Origin of the sequence: Xenorhabdus thailandensis, from assembly GCF_037996785.1 — a bacterium.
Lineage (GTDB): Bacteria > Pseudomonadota > Gammaproteobacteria > Enterobacterales > Enterobacteriaceae > Xenorhabdus > Xenorhabdus griffiniae.
The window spans coordinates 191,544-207,326 of sequence record NZ_JBBMXF010000009.1; the positions used below are offsets into that span (position 1 = coordinate 191,544).

The following is a 15,783-nucleotide window of genomic DNA, read 5'->3' on the forward strand; positions in this document are numbered from 1 at the left end:
TATTGACAGACATAAAAGCGGATGATGGCTATCGTCCGCTTTTATATTATTTTTTGTTATAAACTTGTTCTTCGATAGCAAGTGTTGGAATCATCAGAGCTAGCTCATGAATAAAGAAAAAGATACAGACAGTAAATTGGGATATGTCCCTCGATTTCATCGAGCTTATTTACATCCCCGTTATTGGGGGCTTTGGGCTGGCGTAGGAATATTGGCAGGGTTATCTTATGTCCCTGTAAAATGGCGTGATCCATTTCTGGCTAGAATAGGTATTTGGGCAGGAAAAAAAGCGAGCAGTGCTCGTCACAGAGCGAAAATCAATTTAATTTACTGCTTTCCTGAGTTAACGGAACAACAACGTGAAGAGCTGATTGATTGCATGTTTGCTACTGCTCCTCAATCATTTGTTATGCTGGCGGAACTTTGTCTCCGGGGAGCAAAATCGACACTTAAACGTACCCAATGGCATGGCGAGGAGATTATTCAAGCCTTAAATGCCCAAGGCAAAAATGTGATTTTTATGGTTCCACATGGCTGGTCTGTTGATATTCCCGCGATGTTATTGGCTGCACGTGGCCAAAAAATGTCAGCGATGTTTCATCATCAAAATAATCCTGTGGCTGATTACTTATGGAATAAAGCGCGCTGTCACTTTGGTGGTCGTTTGCATTCCCGTGATGCGGGAATTAAACCCTTTATCTCTACAGTGCGTGAAGGCTTTTGGGGATATTATTTGCCCGATCAGGATCATGGCGAAGAACATAGTGAATTTGTTGATTTTTTTGCCACTTACAAGGCTACGTTGCCTGCACTTGGGCGCTTAATGAAGGTTTGCCGTGCTGCTATTGTTCCGTTATTTCCGGTTTATAATTGCCAAACTCATCAATTGGATATTTATATCCGTCCACCCATGGAGGATATTGCAGGGCAGGATGATACCTATATTGCTCGCCGAATGAATGAGGAATTGGAGGAATTGGTGAAGCCGAATCCTGAACAATATACTTGGATCTTAAAATTACTTAAGACGCGGAAAGCAGGGGATATTGAGCCTTATAAAAGGGAAGATCTGTGATGTTTGGGATAATAAAATTAATCATAATAAGAGGCAGTGTACTGCCCCTTATCCTTTACCATTTGTTTTTATGCATAGCCCATTATTCTACTTCAAGTACGCGGCAGGTATTGGTACTGCCAATCGTTCCCATTTGATCACCTTGGGTCACGAGTACCAAATCCCCAGGGATGAGATAACCTTTATCGCGTAGACGATTTACTGCTTCGCTAGCCGCAGCGATCCCATCAGTATGTGAGCTACAATAAACGGGGGTTACACCACGATAAAGGGCGGTACGGTTTAAGGTTGATTCATGGCGAGACATAGAGAAGATAGGTAGGCCAGAACTAATGCGGGACATCATGCGAGCCGTGCGGCCAGATTCAGTCATGGCAATAATTGCCTTAACACCTTTCAGATGGTTGGCTGCATACATAGTAGACATTGAAATCGCTTCTTCAATGCTATCAAATGTAATATCCAAGCGATGCTTGGAAACATTAACACTTGGCATCTTTTCCGCCCCAAGACAAACTTGTGCCATAGCAGCAACGGTTTCCGCAGGATACTGACCTGCCGCTGTTTCAGCAGAGAGCATAACAGCATCAGTACCGTCTAGTACCGCATTGGCAACATCCATGACTTCAGCACGCGTCGGCATTGGATTGGTAATCATGGATTCCATCATTTGCGTAGCCGTAATCACGACACGATTTAATTGGCGAGCACGGCGGATCAATTTCTTCTGTACACCAACCAGTTCAGGGTCACCGATTTCAACACCGAGATCACCACGAGCAACCATGACAACATCTGATGCCAGAATAATTTCATCAATAATTTCGTCACTGCTGACGGCCTCCGCTCGCTCAACTTTTGCGACGATTTGGGTTTCGCAACCGGCATCCCGTGCAAGACGACGGGCATAATTTAAATCTTCACCTGAACGAGGGAAAGAAACAGCAAGATAATCAACCCCAATTTTGGCTGCTGTAATGATATCTTCCTTATCTTTTGTTGTTAGTGCTTCAGCTGATAACCCGCCGCCCAGTTTATTAATTCCTTTATTGTTGGAAAGTGGGCCTCCTACGGTTACTTCCGTGAACACTTTCGTTCCCTGGACATCCAGGACTTTCAATTGAACTCGTCCATCATCCAATAGTAGGATATCGCCTGTCGTGACATCAGACGGCAGGCCTTTATAGTCAATACCGACTTTTTCTTTATCTCCTTCTCCTCTACCCAGATTGGCATCCAACAGGAATTTATTCCCAACATTCAGGAAAACTTTTCCTTCCTTAAACGTGGATATGCGTATTTTGGGCCCTTGAAGATCACCAAGGATGGCAACGTGATAACCTAAGCGGGCAGCAATTTCGCGCACTTTATTGGCTCGTTGGATATGCTCTTCCGCAGTGCCATGAGAGAAATTAAGGCGGACGACGTTGGCTCCCGCTTGGATAACTTTTTCTAGATTGTCGTCACGATCTGTAGCTGGGCCAAGTGTAGTGACGATTTTTGTTCTTCTGAGCCGTCTGGACATGTATTACTCCGTTGACCTATGAAGCATACCTTTTGTTTTTCAAGTTACCGTCTCGTTGAGCGGTAACTTGAAATCCATTGGGTATATGAATTTTTGATTACCGTAGAATAACCCTTTAATTTATTGCTTATTAACCCCTGTACTGTGAATATGTAGATGGGGAAAGATCTATTATGTTATCAATCTGAAGAGTTGATAAATAGTGAACAAAAACACAGTCTATTTTCAGGTTTATTCATGCTTATCAAACCGCGAATTACGCAACGCCTCTTTGACCCTCTTCAAATTATCCCTAAATTTTGAGCCTCGGCGCAGAGTGAAACCTGTGGCCAACACATCAATGATGGTTAATTGAGCAATTCTTGAAACCATCGGCATATAAATATCTGTATCTTCGGGTACATCCAACAGGATGGAGAGGGTAGCTTCATGTGCTAATGGGGAACCTGTTGAGGTGATGGCAATCACTGTTGCATCGTTCTCACGGGCCAGTTTAGCAATTTCTACAAGACTTTTTGTTCTTCCTGTATGGGAAATTAATACGACGACATCTCCTTCAGTGCTGTTTATACAGCTCATTCGTTGCATCACAATATCGTCAAAATAGGTCACTGGAATATTGAAGCGAAAAAATTTATTCATGGCATCATGGGCTACAGCGGCTGATGCTCCTAAACCAAAAAAAGAGAGTTTTCTGGCTTGTGTCAGAAGATCGACTGCACGGTTAATTGCTGCAATATCTAGATCACTTTTGACCGTTTCCAGGCTTGCCATGACCGACTCAAAAATTTTATTTGTATAAGAGGTGACGCTGTCACTTTCTTCCACGTTGCGGTTTACATAAGGTGTACCATTGGCGAGGCTCTGTGCCAGATGCAATTTAAAGTCAGGAAACCCTTTGGTATCGAGGCGACGACAAAAACGATTAACTGTCGGTTCACTCACATTCGCCATTTTAGCCAGGGTAGCAATGCTTGAATGGATGGCGGTCTGTGGTGAAGCAAGGATGACTTGAGCAACCTTTTTCTCTGATTTACTCAAAACATCAAGACTATTTTGGAGCCGTTCCAGTGTGTTCATAAAACGAAGTTCAACCTCGGTTTTAACGATTTCATTAACAGGAGAAATCTATGTCATTTTTATGAAAATATACTACTTGTTATTGAAGTCTGGCAGTGGCATAACAAGATAACTTAGGATTTTTCATGAAAATATGACAAGTGTCTAACTTTCATCTTAGTAAGATTACTTCTTAATAGTTGTAAACTTTCAATTGACGAACGTTATTCGTATAAATTATGGACATATTGTCAGTGAATACGATAATGAGCAATCAGTGTTTACTGCATATAACCAAAAGAGTACATTATCTACAAATTTTGTAAAAAAATTACAATATCCCGTAATTGAGGAGATGCAACATGGCGGTGACGTCTACAGCTCAGGCTTGTAATTTGGTAATTTTTGGGGCGAAAGGAGATTTAGCACGCCGGAAATTAATGCCTTCCCTTTACCAGTTGGAAAAAGCGGGTTATATCCATCCTGATACCCGAATTATCGGCGTCGGTCGAGCTGATTGGGATAAAAAAACCTATATCAAAGTCATTGAAGAAGCATTGGTGACATTTATGTCTGAGGAACTAGACTCTGAATTGTGGAAAAGGCTCAGTTCGCGTCTGGAATTTTGTAATTTGGACGTAAATGAAACAAAACATTTTACCGAATTGGCAAAAATAATTAATAAAGATGGCTTACCCGCTATTCACTATTTTGCCATGCCTCCAAGTACATTTGGAGCAGTATGTCATGGATTAGGCGTTGCGGGGTTGAATGCGGAACCCAACCGTGTGGTGATGGAAAAACCACTAGGAACAGATCTTGCTTCTTCCAGAGCGATTAATGATGAAGTTGCAAAATATTTCAATGAAAATCAAATCTACCGTATTGACCATTATTTGGGAAAAGAAACGGTATTGAACTTGTTAGCGTTGCGTTTTGCCAACTCGCTTTTCGTCAATAATTGGGACCATCGCACGATTGATCATGTGCAAATTACCGTTGCTGAGGAAGTGGGTATCGAAGGGCGTTGGGGCTATTTCGATCAGGCAGGGCAGATGCGCGACATGATCCAAAATCATCTTCTGCAAATTCTGACTATGATTGCTATGTCACCACCGGCTGACCTGACAGCAGATCGCATTCGCGATGAGAAAGTGAAAGTACTGCGTTCATTGCGTCGGATTGATCAAACCAACGTCAGGGAAAAAACGGTTCGCGGGCAATATACCGCAGGTTTTGTGCATGGTAAGAAAGTTCCGGGTTATCTGGAAGAAGAGGGAGCGAATAAAGCCAGTAAAACGGAAACTTTTGTGTCGATTCGTGTCGATATTGATGACTGGCGCTGGTCTGGTGTGCCTTTCTACCTGAGAACTGGAAAGCGGTTGCCAGCTAAGTGCTCTGAAGTTGTCGTCTATTTTAAAGAGCCTTCTCTAAATCTGTTTGCTGAATCCTACCAGCAATTGCCGCAAAACAAATTGACAATCCGCTTGCAGCCAGATGAAGGTATTGATATTGAGGTGCTGAATAAGGCGCCGGGATTGGAACATAAACACCGTTTGCAAACGACCAAACTGGATCTGAGTTTCTCTGAAACATTTAACCAGACGCATCTTGCTGATGCTTATGAAAGGTTATTGTTGGAAGCAATGCGCGGTATTCAGGCATTGTTTGTCCGTCGTGATGAAGTGGAAGAAGCCTGGAAATGGGTGGATTCCATTATGGATGCGTGGGCGGCGGATAATGAACCACCGAAACCTTATCAATCAGGTACGTGGGGGCCAGTGGCTTCTATTGCTATGATTACGCGTGATGGCCGTTCATGGAATGAGTTTGAATAACCTGCGCGTTTTTAATTCGCATTAACTTACTCATTAAGAAAATAACAGCCGGACTTGATATTTATACGCATTAAACTTCAAGTTGCAATTTACCAACACGCTATGAAACCTGATTTCTCCCCGCGAAGCGGGGAGAAATCACACGCATCTTGAAGTTAGATTAGTATATATAAATACTTATGCTTTGTATTTGCGAAATTTTAGGGGCAGAAAATGATGTTCATTTTTGCCGAAGCAAGAGACTAAATTTGTTATATGAATAAATAAAATTCAGTATAAATAAACGGTTATTCAATTTTTCTTACTAAAAGTAGAGTTTGATTAACTAAATACAAACCATTGCTTTTTATTTTGGACTATGATAGAAATACATCATTCATTTACTAATATGAGGGTTCGTAGTATATCATGCGATAGTTATACGATTGTCGTGTGATGAAAGAATAAAACATCATGAATAGCGCCAAAAGCGTCAACATTCAACATAGTAATAAAATTCAACGTTGTACCCATGTTTTTTTCCTCTCAACTATTTTATCCAGTGAGCACTATTGGTGCGGCGCTCTTTAGGGCCTTCTCCTACTAACCGGTTCTTCACCGGCAATTTTTATTTGCCAAAATATTTCGCTAAGAAGTCAGTTTGATTCTGATATTGCATAATCGCATTTGCAGCCGACTTTGTTGGCATCTATAGCTTGATATCTTGGCATGCTTATCAGTATGTTCAGGAGAAAAAAATGATTTATTGGATATTTCTTGTACTGGCGATCATGACAGAAGTGATTGGCACTCTGTCGATGAAACATGCCAGCGTATCGGGTGATTTCACAGGTATGATCGTGATGTATACCATGATCACAACTTCTTATATTTTGCTGGCCGTTGCTATAAAAAAAGTGGCATTGGGCGTGGCTTATGCACTTTGGGAAGGTATTGGGATCCTGTTTATTACCACGTTTAGTGTGATGTGGTTCAACGAGTCACTGTCACCGATGAAAATGAGTGGATTAGTATTGTTGATAGCCGGAATCGCCTTGATCAAGATGGGAGAGAAAAAGAGTAAAGGTCAGGCTTCAAACAATGCATCCCAAGATAATCCACCAACAGTAGTAAATAATGTTTCGAACAAGCAAATCAGGGAGGCATGATATGCAAATTCAATTTGAATGGTGGCATGGTGCATTCTTAGTTTTGGCTGTTGTTTTGGAAATTGTGGCTAATATTTTATTGAAATTATCCAATGGATTTCAGCGCTTCTGGATGGGTATGCTGTCTCTGGTTGCTGTTTTGGGCGCATTTAGTGCGTTGGCCCAGGCAGTAAAAGGGATAGAACTTTCCATTGCTTATGCTTTATGGGGGGCATTCGGCATTATTGCTACAGTGGCAGCGGGCTGGATAATGTTTAACCAAAGACTGAATTTTAAGGGATGGAGCGGTATTGTGCTGCTATTGATAGGCATGATTATTATTAAGATGGCTTGATTTTTACTCTCCATTCCTTAAATTTTATTTCTAAGCATGGCATTGAACGAGCAATAGCTCATTCAATGCCATGTTTGTTTGGTCGGTGTGGATTATAAAGCGGCGATAATTTTGATTTCGACTTTATACTTAGGATCCATCAATGCTGCTTGAACCGTGCAGCGGACTGGAGCACTTCCGGCAACCACCCATGCGTCCCAGGCGGTGTTCATACCTGCAAAATCAGCCTTATCCGCCAGAAAAATCGTCGCATCCAGGATCTTGCTTTTATCTGAACCAAGACGGTGTAACAGGGTATCAATGGCTGCCAGAGTATCGGCGGTTTGCTCTGTAATATCACCGTCCAGTTGTTCTGGCACGCTGGTATAATAGATAGTGTCATTGTGAACGACCGCTTCTGACCAACGGGTATCTGGATCAATGCGTCTAATAGTCATTAAATCTCCTGTTAATTTATCCAGTTTTTTGCTGAATTGAGTAGTTATTACAACTTAGTATTGGCATAATTCTGCTACATTTTATTGAAAGAGACTGTTTGTGTCAGACGATTTTGCGAAAAATGGCATACTAGCCAAAGCCATACCCGGTTTCAAGCCACGCGATGCCCAGCGGGAAATGTCTTCGGCTATTACAGTTGCGATTAAAAAACAGCAACAATTGGTCGTAGAAGCGGGAACTGGAACCGGTAAAACATTTGCTTATCTGGTCCCTGCTTTGCGTTCCGGTAAAAAAGTGATTATTTCTACTGGTTCTAAGGCATTGCAGGATCAGCTTTACAGTCGAGATCTACCCACTATCGTTGATGCGTTAGGTTTTACTGGCAATCTGGCGCTATTAAAAGGGCGCTCAAATTATTTATGCCTTGAACGCCTTGAACAACAGTCAATCGGCAATTCCCAGTTAGAAGCTGAAGTTCTGGCGGAAGTCATCAAATTGAGGCATTGGTCAGGCCATACAACAGATGGTGATATCAACACCTGTCATCAAGTGGCGGAAGATAGCACGGTTTGGCCATTGGTCACGAGTACTAATGACAATTGTCTTGGCAGTGATTGTCCATGCTATCAGGAATGTTTCGTTCTGAAAGCCCGTCGAAAAGCGATGGAAGCTGATGTGGTGATTGTTAACCATCACCTATTTATGGCAGATATGGTGGTTAAAGATAGCGGATTTGGTGAATTAATCCCGCAGGTTGATGTGGTGATTTTTGATGAAGCGCACCAGCTCCCTGATATTGCCAGCCAGTATTTTGGTCAGCAGTTAAGTAGCCGCCAATTGATGGACTTATCGCGCGATATCATCATGGCTTACCGTACTGAAGTGCGGGATCAGGCACAACTGCAAAAAAGTGCAGATCGTCTCAGCCAAAGTGCACAAGATTTCCGTTTGTCACTAGGTGAAAACAGCTATCGGGGCAATCTTCGTGAGGTTTTGCAGCAGCAGCCAGTTCAGAGGGCATTAGTGCGGTTGGATGATGCTCTTGAACTTTGTTATGACGTGATGAAACTCTCTTTAGGGCGTTCAGTCATGTTAGATGCGGCTTTTGAACGGGCAACGGTTTACCGCCATCGTCTTAAGCGTCTGATTGATGTCAACATACCCAATTACAGCTATTGGTTCGAAAGTTATGGGCGGCATTTTTTGTTGGCACTAACACCGTTATCTGTTGCCGACAAATTCAGTGAGATGATCCGTGAACAATCAGGTAGTTGGATTTTTACATCGGCAACATTATCGGTTAATGAACAGCTAAGTCATTTCACTGAACGTTTGGGGTTAAACCAAGCCCAAACATTACTCTTGTCGAGTCCATTTGATTATCAACGTCAAATGTTATTATGTGTTCCGCGTCATTTACCATCACCGAATCAAAATGGTGGTGCAAAATGGCTTGCTCGTATGTTGAAACCATTAATTGAAAGCAATAAAGGGCGCTGTTTTTTCCTCTGTACTTCTCACCAGATGATGCGCAGTTTGGCGGAGGAGTTCCGTGCCAATATGACATTGCCGGTATTGGTGCAGGGTGAAACGAGCAAGACACAATTGTTGGCACAATTTATCTCTGCGGGTAATGCATTGCTGGTGGCGACCGGCAGCTTTTGGGAAGGGGTGGATGTCCGTGGTGATGCATTGTCCTGTGTCATTATTGATAAATTGCCGTTCACTGCGCCGGATGATCCTTTGCTTAAGGCCCGTATTGAGGATTGCCAACTTAAGGGAGGAGATGCTTTTCACGAGATCCAGCTTCCTGATGCCGTGATTGATTTGAAGCAGGGGGTTGGGCGCCTGATCCGTGATATTGATGATTATGGCGTTGTCGTCATTTGTGATAATCGGCTGGTGATGCGTCCATACGGTGAGGTTTTTCTAAACAGCCTGCCTCCCGCTTCCCGTACCCGTGATTTATCAAAAGCAATTGCTTTTCTGAACTCACGCCCACTGCGGTCTGAGTAATAAAATGTCAGGGCGATGATGTTGGGGCTATGGTAGTATAGCCCCTTGTTTTGAATCCTATATCTTGCCGGAGTTAAGGCATGTCCACGCGAATTTTAGCTATTGATACTGCAACTGAAGCCTGTTCTGTTGCGCTTTGGAACGAAGGTGCTATTGAGGCACAGTTTGAAATTTCCCCACGGGAACACACCCAACGTATTTTACCGATGGTTCAAGCGGTCTTATCAAAAGGTGGAGTGAACCTGCAACAATTGGATGCGTTAGCGTTTGGCCGTGGACCGGGCAGTTTTACCGGTGTACGGATTGGTATTGGCATCGCCCAAGGGCTGGCATTGGGCGCTGAATTACCGATGATTGGTGTTTCCTCGCTGAAAACAATGGCACAAGGGGCTTTTCGCTTAAAAGGGGCAACAAACGTTTTGGTTGCTATTGATGCGCGGATGGGAGAAGTTTACTGGGGACAATACACGCGTAATTCACAAGGTGAATGGCAGGGTGATGAAACGGAAGCGGTTTTGAAACCTGAACAAGTGCGAGAGATTATGAGTTCCTTATCAGGAGAATGGGGAATTGCTGGCACGGGATGGGAAGCCTATCCTCAACTATTAGACAGCCACTTAATATTGACAGCAAGCGATGTTACTTTACCCCATGCGGAAGATATGCTGCCATTGGCAATTCAAATGTGGGAAATGGGGGAAGCGACAGCGGTTGAACATGCTGAACCCGTTTACTTGCGTAATGAAGTGACATGGAAAAAATTGCCCGGCCGTTAAGGAACTTCTGTCTGGCGCCATGAAATTCATGCAACTTGTGGCAGAAAGCGGTGTCCATGAGTATAAAGGGCTTAGTGTATGGCTAACCCAATGGATGGTTAGTCTCATAAGATTTGGAGGCGTTATGCTCAATGGAACACACTATCGAAGCATACTGCAAACGGTAACATTATTGGGCACCCTGCTACTTGCGGGCTGTGTGTCAGTTCCTGATGTTATTAAAGGAACGACTAAAACACCGGTGGAAAACTTGCTTTCTGTCAAGAACATGCCTGAGTTATACATTGGGCATGAAGGAAGATTTGGTGGCAAAGTTCTTAGTGTCTTGAATGAAAAAAACCAGACTCGTTTGGAAATATCGGCTATGCCACTAGCAGGCAATGCTTCCCCCCGTTTGGATGCACCTTCTTTGGGGCGAGTTTATGCTTACGTAAATACTTTTTTAGAACCCAGTGATTTTAAAGATCATTATGTGACCGTTGTAGGTTTGATTACTAGCCTTGAAAAAGGGAAAGTAGGCAATAGTCCGTATAATTACGTTGTGATGAATGCAACAGGAGTGAAACGTTGGTATGAATCTCAGAGAATGATTTTTCCTCCTGCTGTCGGAACGGATCCATGGAGCTATTATGGCAACCCTTATGATCCGTTTTGGCGCGGTTATTCACCACTCCAGCCCGTATCAGTTGAAACAATTTTAACTGAATAAACCTCTTGTCACCCCAAAAGTACCTGATGGCAGGTATTTGTTTCATAACAAAAACAAACCTGCCACTGGCGATACCTAGGATTATCCCATCTGTATAAGGGACGGCTTTCCGTCATTTAGTGACACGAACTTCTAATAATTATATTTTTGAAGGATATGTTTATTTATAACTATTTGGAATAATAGTAAGACACCAAGTCAAAAAATTAGTAAAGCAGTGTATAATTAACTAATTATAAGTCCAAGTGCTAATAATTTAACTATTTTATTGATAAATAATAAAAAACACTCAGGCGGCAAAAGCTGCCTTATTTTTTTGTAGTCATTGGTAGCATTAAATTAGTGATGTATATCGCCAACCTGAACATTGTTGCTTTGCAAACTGGTACGCTGAGTTAATAATTTGTTAAATATACGAGTCAGTTTTTTTATGGTCAGTGGTTACATCGCAATTAGATTTCAGGAGTATTCAACTTGGAAAAAGTTTGGTTAAAACATTATCCGGCAGATGTTCCAGCAGAAATCGATCCCGATCGTTATTCATCGTTGATTGAAATGTTTGAAAATGCTGTAACGCGTTATGCCGATCAAGTCGCATTTATCAATATGGGCGAGGTAATGACTTTCCGTAAATTGGAAGAGCGTAGCCGTGCCTTTGCTGCCTATTTACAAAATGGCCTGGGCTTGAAACAAGGGGATCGCGTGGCATTGATGATGCCTAATTTATTGCAATACCCCGTGGCACTATTTGGTATTCTGCGTGCAGGTATGATTGTTGTAAATGTGAACCCGCTCTATACTCCACGTGAATTGGAGCATCAGCTTAATGACAGTGGTACATCTGCTATTGTTATCGTTTCTAACTTTGCACATACCTTAGAAAAAATTGTCTTTAATACACAAATCAAGAACGTTATTTTGACGCGCATGGGTGACCAACTTTCTCGCCCCAAAGGAACCCTTGTTGATTTTGTCGTTAAATATGTCAAACGACTCGTGCCTAAATATCACTTACCGGAGGCTATTTCGTTCCGTAGTGCGATTCATCAAGGCTACCGTATGCAGTATGTCAAACCGGATGTGAAAAACGAGGATTTGGCTTTTCTGCAATATACGGGGGGAACCACAGGTGTGGCAAAAGGTGCAATGCTGACCCATCGTAATATGCTGGCAAACCTCGAGCAGGCCAAAGCCTGTTATTCTCCGTTATTAAAGCCTGGGCAAGAGTTAGTGGTAACTGCATTGCCGTTGTACCATATCTTTGCTTTGACAATAAATTGTCTGTTCTTTATTGAATTGGGTGGGCAAAATTTGTTGATTACCAACCCTCGTGATGTAAACGGCACGATCAAGGAACTATCGCGTTATCGCTTTACCGCACTATCAGGTGTTAACACATTATTCAACGCTTGGCTGAATAATGCGGAATTCCAGAAGTTGAATTTTTCCTCACTACGTTTATCTGTTGGTGGCGGCATGGCCGTACAACGAGTAGTGGCTGAAAAATGGCAAAACTTGACAGGTCGTCGTCTACTGGAAGGATATGGATTGACGGAGTGTTCCCCTCTGGTTTCAGCTAACCCGCATAACTTGACCTATTACAGTGGTAGCATTGGCTTCCCCATTGCTTCTACAGAAATCAAGTTGGTAGGGGATGATGGCAATGAAGTTTCACCGGGCGAGGCAGGTGAAATGTGGGTGCGTGGACCACAGGTAATGAAAGGTTACTGGAATCACCCTGATGCAACGGATGAGGTATTGAAAGATGGTTGGCTGGCAACAGGGGATATTGCCAGCGTGGATGAAAAAGGCTTTATCAGTATTGTTGATCGGAAAAAAGACATGATCCTAGTTTCTGGATTTAATGTTTATCCAAATGAAATAGAAGATATTATTTCTTCCCATCCTAAAGTGTTAGAGTCTGCTGTAGTCGGTGTTCCGAGTGAAAACTCAGGAGAAATTGTCAAAGCATTTGTGGTACGCAAAGATCCCAGTTTGACTGATGATGAACTGAAAACTCACTGCCGTCGTTACCTGACAGGGTATAAAGTGCCGAAGATCATTGAATTCCGTGATGAATTACCAAAATCCAATGTAGGTAAAATTCTTCGCAGAGAACTTCGCGCTCAAGAGTTGGCAAAAGTGGGTAATACAGCTACAAATTAACAAAGCCGCCGCTTAAAAGAGGTGGGAATAGAAATAGTAAAGTGTTTTAAGATTGCTTATCACATGAACAACACCGGTTTTTTACCGGTGTTGTTGTGTATACCCCATCAGGCTAGTATTACGTTCGAGCTCTCAAAGTTGTGGTAAGTGGAAAATATGTCTAATACTATACAAACCGCTATCCGGGTGAAGGACGTTTAGAGATTTTTATTGTGTGTACATAACTGTGTACATTGTTATGTTTTTTTAGTATTTATGGTTGTGTAACATAATGTATTTAAAGGATATTTTATTGTCTGGTTGTCATTGTCAGTTGATTACTACCGATGCCCAATTACAGTCAGCCTGCGAGCAGGCAAAAAAACACGCAAGAATTGCACTAGATACTGAATTTGTACGTACACGGACGTATTATCCTCAATTAGGTTTGATACAATTGTTTGATGGTGAACAGCTTTCTCTGATTGATCCCCTCGAAATTTCGCAATGGCAGCCCTTTAGAGAGTTATTGACTGATCCGAACGTATTAAAGTTTATCCATGCTGGTAGTGAAGATTTAGAGGTTTTTAGTAATAGTTTTCAGTGCTTGCCGGAACCTATGATTGATACTCAGGTGCTGGCTGCATTTATTGGTCATCCTATGTCATGTGGCTTTGCGACATTGGTTGCTGAGTATTTACATACCGAATTGGATAAAAGTGAGTCCCGCACTGATTGGTTGGCTCGACCGTTGAGCGAAAAGCAATGTCAATATGCTGCGGCAGATGTCTACTATTTATTACCATTGGCCGATATTTTGATGGAAAAAACAGGGCAGGTGGGATATTTGGATGCGGCAAGAGATGAAAGTAACTTGATAGCCCAACGCCGTAAAGAAGTATTAATGCCGGAATATGCTTATAAGGATATTGGTAACGCATGGCAATTGCGCCCAAGACAATTGGCGTGTTTGAAAAAACTGGCTGCATGGCGTTTAAATCAGGCTCGTGAGCGTGACCTGGCAGTTAATTTCGTGATCCGTGAAGAAAATTTATGGCAGGTTGCCCGTTATATGCCAACTTCTTTGGCAGAATTAAATGCCTTGGGTTTGAGTGGACAAGAAATTCGTTGCCATGGTCGCCGGTTATTGGCAATAGTTGCAGAGAGTAGGGATATTCCAGAAGAAGAATGCCCGGCTCAAATTGTGAATTTGGTTGATTACCCTGGTTATCGTCAGGCATTTAAAGAAATTAAATCCTTGGTCATTCAGGTAGGGGGATCCCTTCATTTCAGTGCCGAATTACTGGCTTCTCGCCGTCAGATTAATCAATTACTTTGTTGGCATTGGAAATTGAAAGCATCGGAGTATCAACCTGAGTTAATTAGTGGTTGGCGAGGTAAGTTACTGGCTGAACCTATCGCTGAAATATTGGCAAATTATTCGCAGTAATAGCGTAAATTCAGTAACAATCATGGTCTTATTTATGGGATGTAGTGCTTAAGATGTAAATTTTATTCCCTGCCTATCTATCAGGCAGGGAAATTGTCTTTACTTCCTGATCTATTATTCAGATAGCCAATTGTTTTACAAGAATCACCGCCTTAAATTAAATAACGGCGTTTGATACTGTTATTTTGTCGATTCCTCAGCCTCTGGTAGTGTTACATTCAATTCTAGTACAGAAATATCATCATTTTTTTGCTCAAACTGCACAGAAAGCATATCTGGATCGATTTGTACATACTTACAAATTACAGCCAGAATATCCCGTTTCATGTCGGGCAAATAGGCAGGCTCAGAGTCACCACGGCGTCGCTCTGCCACGATGATTTGTAGCCGCTCCTTGGCGATATTGGCTGTCGGTTTTTTTCTCGACAGGAAGAAATCTAACAAAGCCATGCGTTACCCCCCAAACAGGCGTTTTAAAAAGCCCTTTTTTTCTTCTTCGATGAAACGGAAAGGCCGCTCTTCACCGAGTAAACGTGAAACAGTATCTTCGTATGCTTTACCCGCGTCAGAGTCTTTATCCAAAATGACCGGTTCCCCTTGGTTGGATGAACGGAGAACAGATTGATCTTCCGGGATAACACCAAGCAAAGGAATGCACAGAATTTCCAGTACATCTTCCATACTCAACATATCGCCGCGGTTCACACGCCCTGGATTATAGCGTGTCAGCAAAAGGTGCTCTTTGATAGGTTCATCACTTTGCTCTGCGCGGCGTGATTTGGATGCCAGGATCCCTAAAATACGATCAGAGTCACGGACAGAAGAGACTTCCGGGTTAGTTGTAATAATTGCTTCATCGGCAAAGTAGAGCGCCATCAATGCACCGCTTTCAATACCAGCAGGTGAATCACAGATAATGAAATCAAATCCCTGTTGAGCCAATTCATTCAGAATTTTCTCAACGCCATCTCGGGTGAGTGCTTCCTTATCGCGGGTTTGGGAAGCGGGCAGAATATAGAGATTATCAGTGCGTTTATCTTTAATCAGTGCTTGATTCAAGCTGGCGTCACCTTGAATGACGTTCACGAAGTCAAAAACCACGCGGCGCTCACAGCCCATAATTAGGTCGAGGTTTCGTAAACCGATATCAAAATCGATAACGACGGTTTTTTTTCCTCTTTGGGCTAGGCCGGTAGCAATGGCCGCGCTTGAAGTGGTTTTGCCAACGCCACCTTTACCAGATGTAACAACAATAATGCGTGCCATGAAG

The 15,783-nt window shown here is 42.6% G+C and carries 14 protein-coding genes; 9 read left to right on the plus strand and 5 right to left on the minus strand.

Features of this window, described 5'->3' with window-relative positions; genetic code table 11:
* Positions 1–106: 106 nt before the first annotated feature.
* Positions 107–1,075, plus strand: coding sequence for a lauroyl-Kdo(2)-lipid IV(A) myristoyltransferase (gene lpxM / locus AAC853_RS09230; RefSeq protein ID WP_338882229.1), 969 nt, complete (start codon positions 107–109; stop codon positions 1,073–1,075).
* A gap of 82 nt (positions 1,076–1,157) precedes the next feature.
* Here the strand turns inward: lpxM and pyk are convergent, their stop codons facing one another.
* Both pyk and AAC853_RS09240 read right to left on the minus strand, forming a co-directional pair.
* On the minus strand, positions 1,158–2,600 hold the full coding sequence (gene pyk / locus AAC853_RS09235; RefSeq protein WP_338882230.1) for a pyruvate kinase: 1,443 nt from the start codon (positions 2,598–2,600) through the stop codon (positions 1,158–1,160).
* Between the two features lie 231 nt (positions 2,601–2,831).
* Positions 2,832–3,680 carry a MurR/RpiR family transcriptional regulator gene (locus tag AAC853_RS09240; RefSeq protein WP_338882231.1) on the minus strand — a complete coding sequence of 283 codons (849 nt, stop codon included), beginning with the start codon at positions 3,678–3,680 and terminating at the stop codon, positions 2,832–2,834.
* A 341-nt stretch (positions 3,681–4,021) separates the two neighbouring features.
* Here AAC853_RS09240 and zwf point away from each other — a divergent pair, with 341 nt between their 5' ends.
* The 3 genes from zwf to mdtI all read left to right on the plus strand — a co-directional run bounded on the left by zwf (position 4,022) and on the right by mdtI (position 6,979).
* Positions 4,022–5,497 carry a glucose-6-phosphate dehydrogenase gene (gene zwf, locus AAC853_RS09245; protein ID WP_340614372.1) on the plus strand — a complete coding sequence of 492 codons (1,476 nt, stop codon included), beginning with the start codon at positions 4,022–4,024 and terminating at the stop codon, positions 5,495–5,497.
* Between the two features lie 737 nt (positions 5,498–6,234).
* A complete protein-coding gene (gene mdtJ, locus AAC853_RS09250; protein ID WP_338882234.1) occupies positions 6,235–6,645 on the plus strand; it encodes a multidrug/spermidine efflux SMR transporter subunit MdtJ in 411 nt (136 codons plus the stop codon).
* Position 6,646: 1 nt separating this feature from the next.
* Entirely contained in the window at positions 6,647–6,979 is a 333-nt protein-coding gene (mdtI, locus tag AAC853_RS09255) for a multidrug/spermidine efflux SMR transporter subunit MdtI (protein WP_338882235.1), read from the plus strand.
* Positions 6,980–7,071: 92 nt separating this feature from the next.
* Here the strand turns inward: mdtI and AAC853_RS09260 are convergent, their stop codons facing one another.
* Positions 7,072–7,416, minus strand: a complete 345-nt coding sequence (locus AAC853_RS09260; protein WP_340614373.1) for a RidA family protein — start codon at positions 7,414–7,416, stop codon at positions 7,072–7,074.
* 100 nt (positions 7,417–7,516) lie between these two features.
* Here AAC853_RS09260 and AAC853_RS09265 point away from each other — a divergent pair, with 100 nt between their 5' ends.
* From AAC853_RS09265 to rnd, 5 genes are all read left to right on the plus strand, one after another.
* Positions 7,517–9,433, plus strand: a complete 1,917-nt coding sequence (locus AAC853_RS09265; RefSeq protein WP_340614374.1) for a DNA repair helicase YoaA — start codon at positions 7,517–7,519, stop codon at positions 9,431–9,433.
* 80 nt (positions 9,434–9,513) lie between these two features.
* On the plus strand, positions 9,514–10,209 hold the full coding sequence (gene tsaB / locus AAC853_RS09270) for a tRNA (adenosine(37)-N6)-threonylcarbamoyltransferase complex dimerization subunit type 1 TsaB (protein WP_338882241.1): 696 nt from the start codon (positions 9,514–9,516) through the stop codon (positions 10,207–10,209).
* 124 nt (positions 10,210–10,333) lie between these two features.
* Complete coding sequence (locus tag AAC853_RS09275) at positions 10,334–10,918, plus strand: Slp family lipoprotein (RefSeq protein ID WP_340614375.1); 585 nt, start codon at positions 10,334–10,336, stop codon at positions 10,916–10,918.
* A 474-nt stretch (positions 10,919–11,392) separates the two neighbouring features.
* Positions 11,393–13,084 carry a long-chain-fatty-acid--CoA ligase FadD gene (gene fadD, locus AAC853_RS09280; RefSeq protein ID WP_340614376.1) on the plus strand — a complete coding sequence of 564 codons (1,692 nt, stop codon included), beginning with the start codon at positions 11,393–11,395 and terminating at the stop codon, positions 13,082–13,084.
* Between the two features lie 271 nt (positions 13,085–13,355).
* A complete protein-coding gene (rnd, locus tag AAC853_RS09285; RefSeq protein ID WP_340614377.1) occupies positions 13,356–14,513 on the plus strand; it encodes a ribonuclease D in 1,158 nt (385 codons plus the stop codon).
* A 180-nt stretch (positions 14,514–14,693) separates the two neighbouring features.
* Here the strand turns inward: rnd and minE are convergent, their stop codons facing one another.
* Positions 14,694–14,963 carry a cell division topological specificity factor MinE gene (gene minE, locus AAC853_RS09290; protein ID WP_340614378.1) on the minus strand — a complete coding sequence of 90 codons (270 nt, stop codon included), beginning with the start codon at positions 14,961–14,963 and terminating at the stop codon, positions 14,694–14,696.
* 3 nt (positions 14,964–14,966) lie between these two features.
* Positions 14,967–15,779 carry a septum site-determining protein MinD gene (gene minD / locus AAC853_RS09295; RefSeq protein WP_338882249.1) on the minus strand — a complete coding sequence of 271 codons (813 nt, stop codon included), beginning with the start codon at positions 15,777–15,779 and terminating at the stop codon, positions 14,967–14,969.
* Positions 15,780–15,783: the final 4 nt, after the last annotated feature.

Bases quoted from the DNA above. Each gene is read 5' to 3' on its own strand.
- lpxM (WP_338882229.1), top strand. From the start codon at position 107: ATGAATAAAGAAAAAGATACAGACAGTAAATTGGGATATGTCCCTCGA.
- pyk (WP_338882230.1), bottom strand. From the start codon at position 2,600: ATGTCCAGACGGCTCAGAAGAACAAAAATCGTCACTACACTTGGCCCA.
- AAC853_RS09240 (WP_338882231.1), bottom strand. From the start codon at position 3,680: ATGAACACACTGGAACGGCTCCAAAATAGTCTTGATGTTTTGAGTAAA.
- zwf (WP_340614372.1), top strand. From the start codon at position 4,022: ATGGCGGTGACGTCTACAGCTCAGGCTTGTAATTTGGTAATTTTTGGG.
- mdtJ (WP_338882234.1), top strand. From the start codon at position 6,235: ATGATTTATTGGATATTTCTTGTACTGGCGATCATGACAGAAGTGATT.
- mdtI (WP_338882235.1), top strand. From the start codon at position 6,647: ATGCAAATTCAATTTGAATGGTGGCATGGTGCATTCTTAGTTTTGGCT.
- AAC853_RS09260 (WP_340614373.1), bottom strand. From the start codon at position 7,416: ATGACTATTAGACGCATTGATCCAGATACCCGTTGGTCAGAAGCGGTC.
- tsaB (WP_338882241.1), top strand. From the start codon at position 9,514: ATGTCCACGCGAATTTTAGCTATTGATACTGCAACTGAAGCCTGTTCT.
- AAC853_RS09275 (WP_340614375.1), top strand. From the start codon at position 10,334: ATGCTCAATGGAACACACTATCGAAGCATACTGCAAACGGTAACATTA.
- rnd (WP_340614377.1), top strand. From the start codon at position 13,356: ATGTATTTAAAGGATATTTTATTGTCTGGTTGTCATTGTCAGTTGATT.
- minE (WP_340614378.1), bottom strand. From the start codon at position 14,963: ATGGCTTTGTTAGATTTCTTCCTGTCGAGAAAAAAACCGACAGCCAAT.
- minD (WP_338882249.1), bottom strand. From the start codon at position 15,779: ATGGCACGCATTATTGTTGTTACATCTGGTAAAGGTGGCGTTGGCAAA.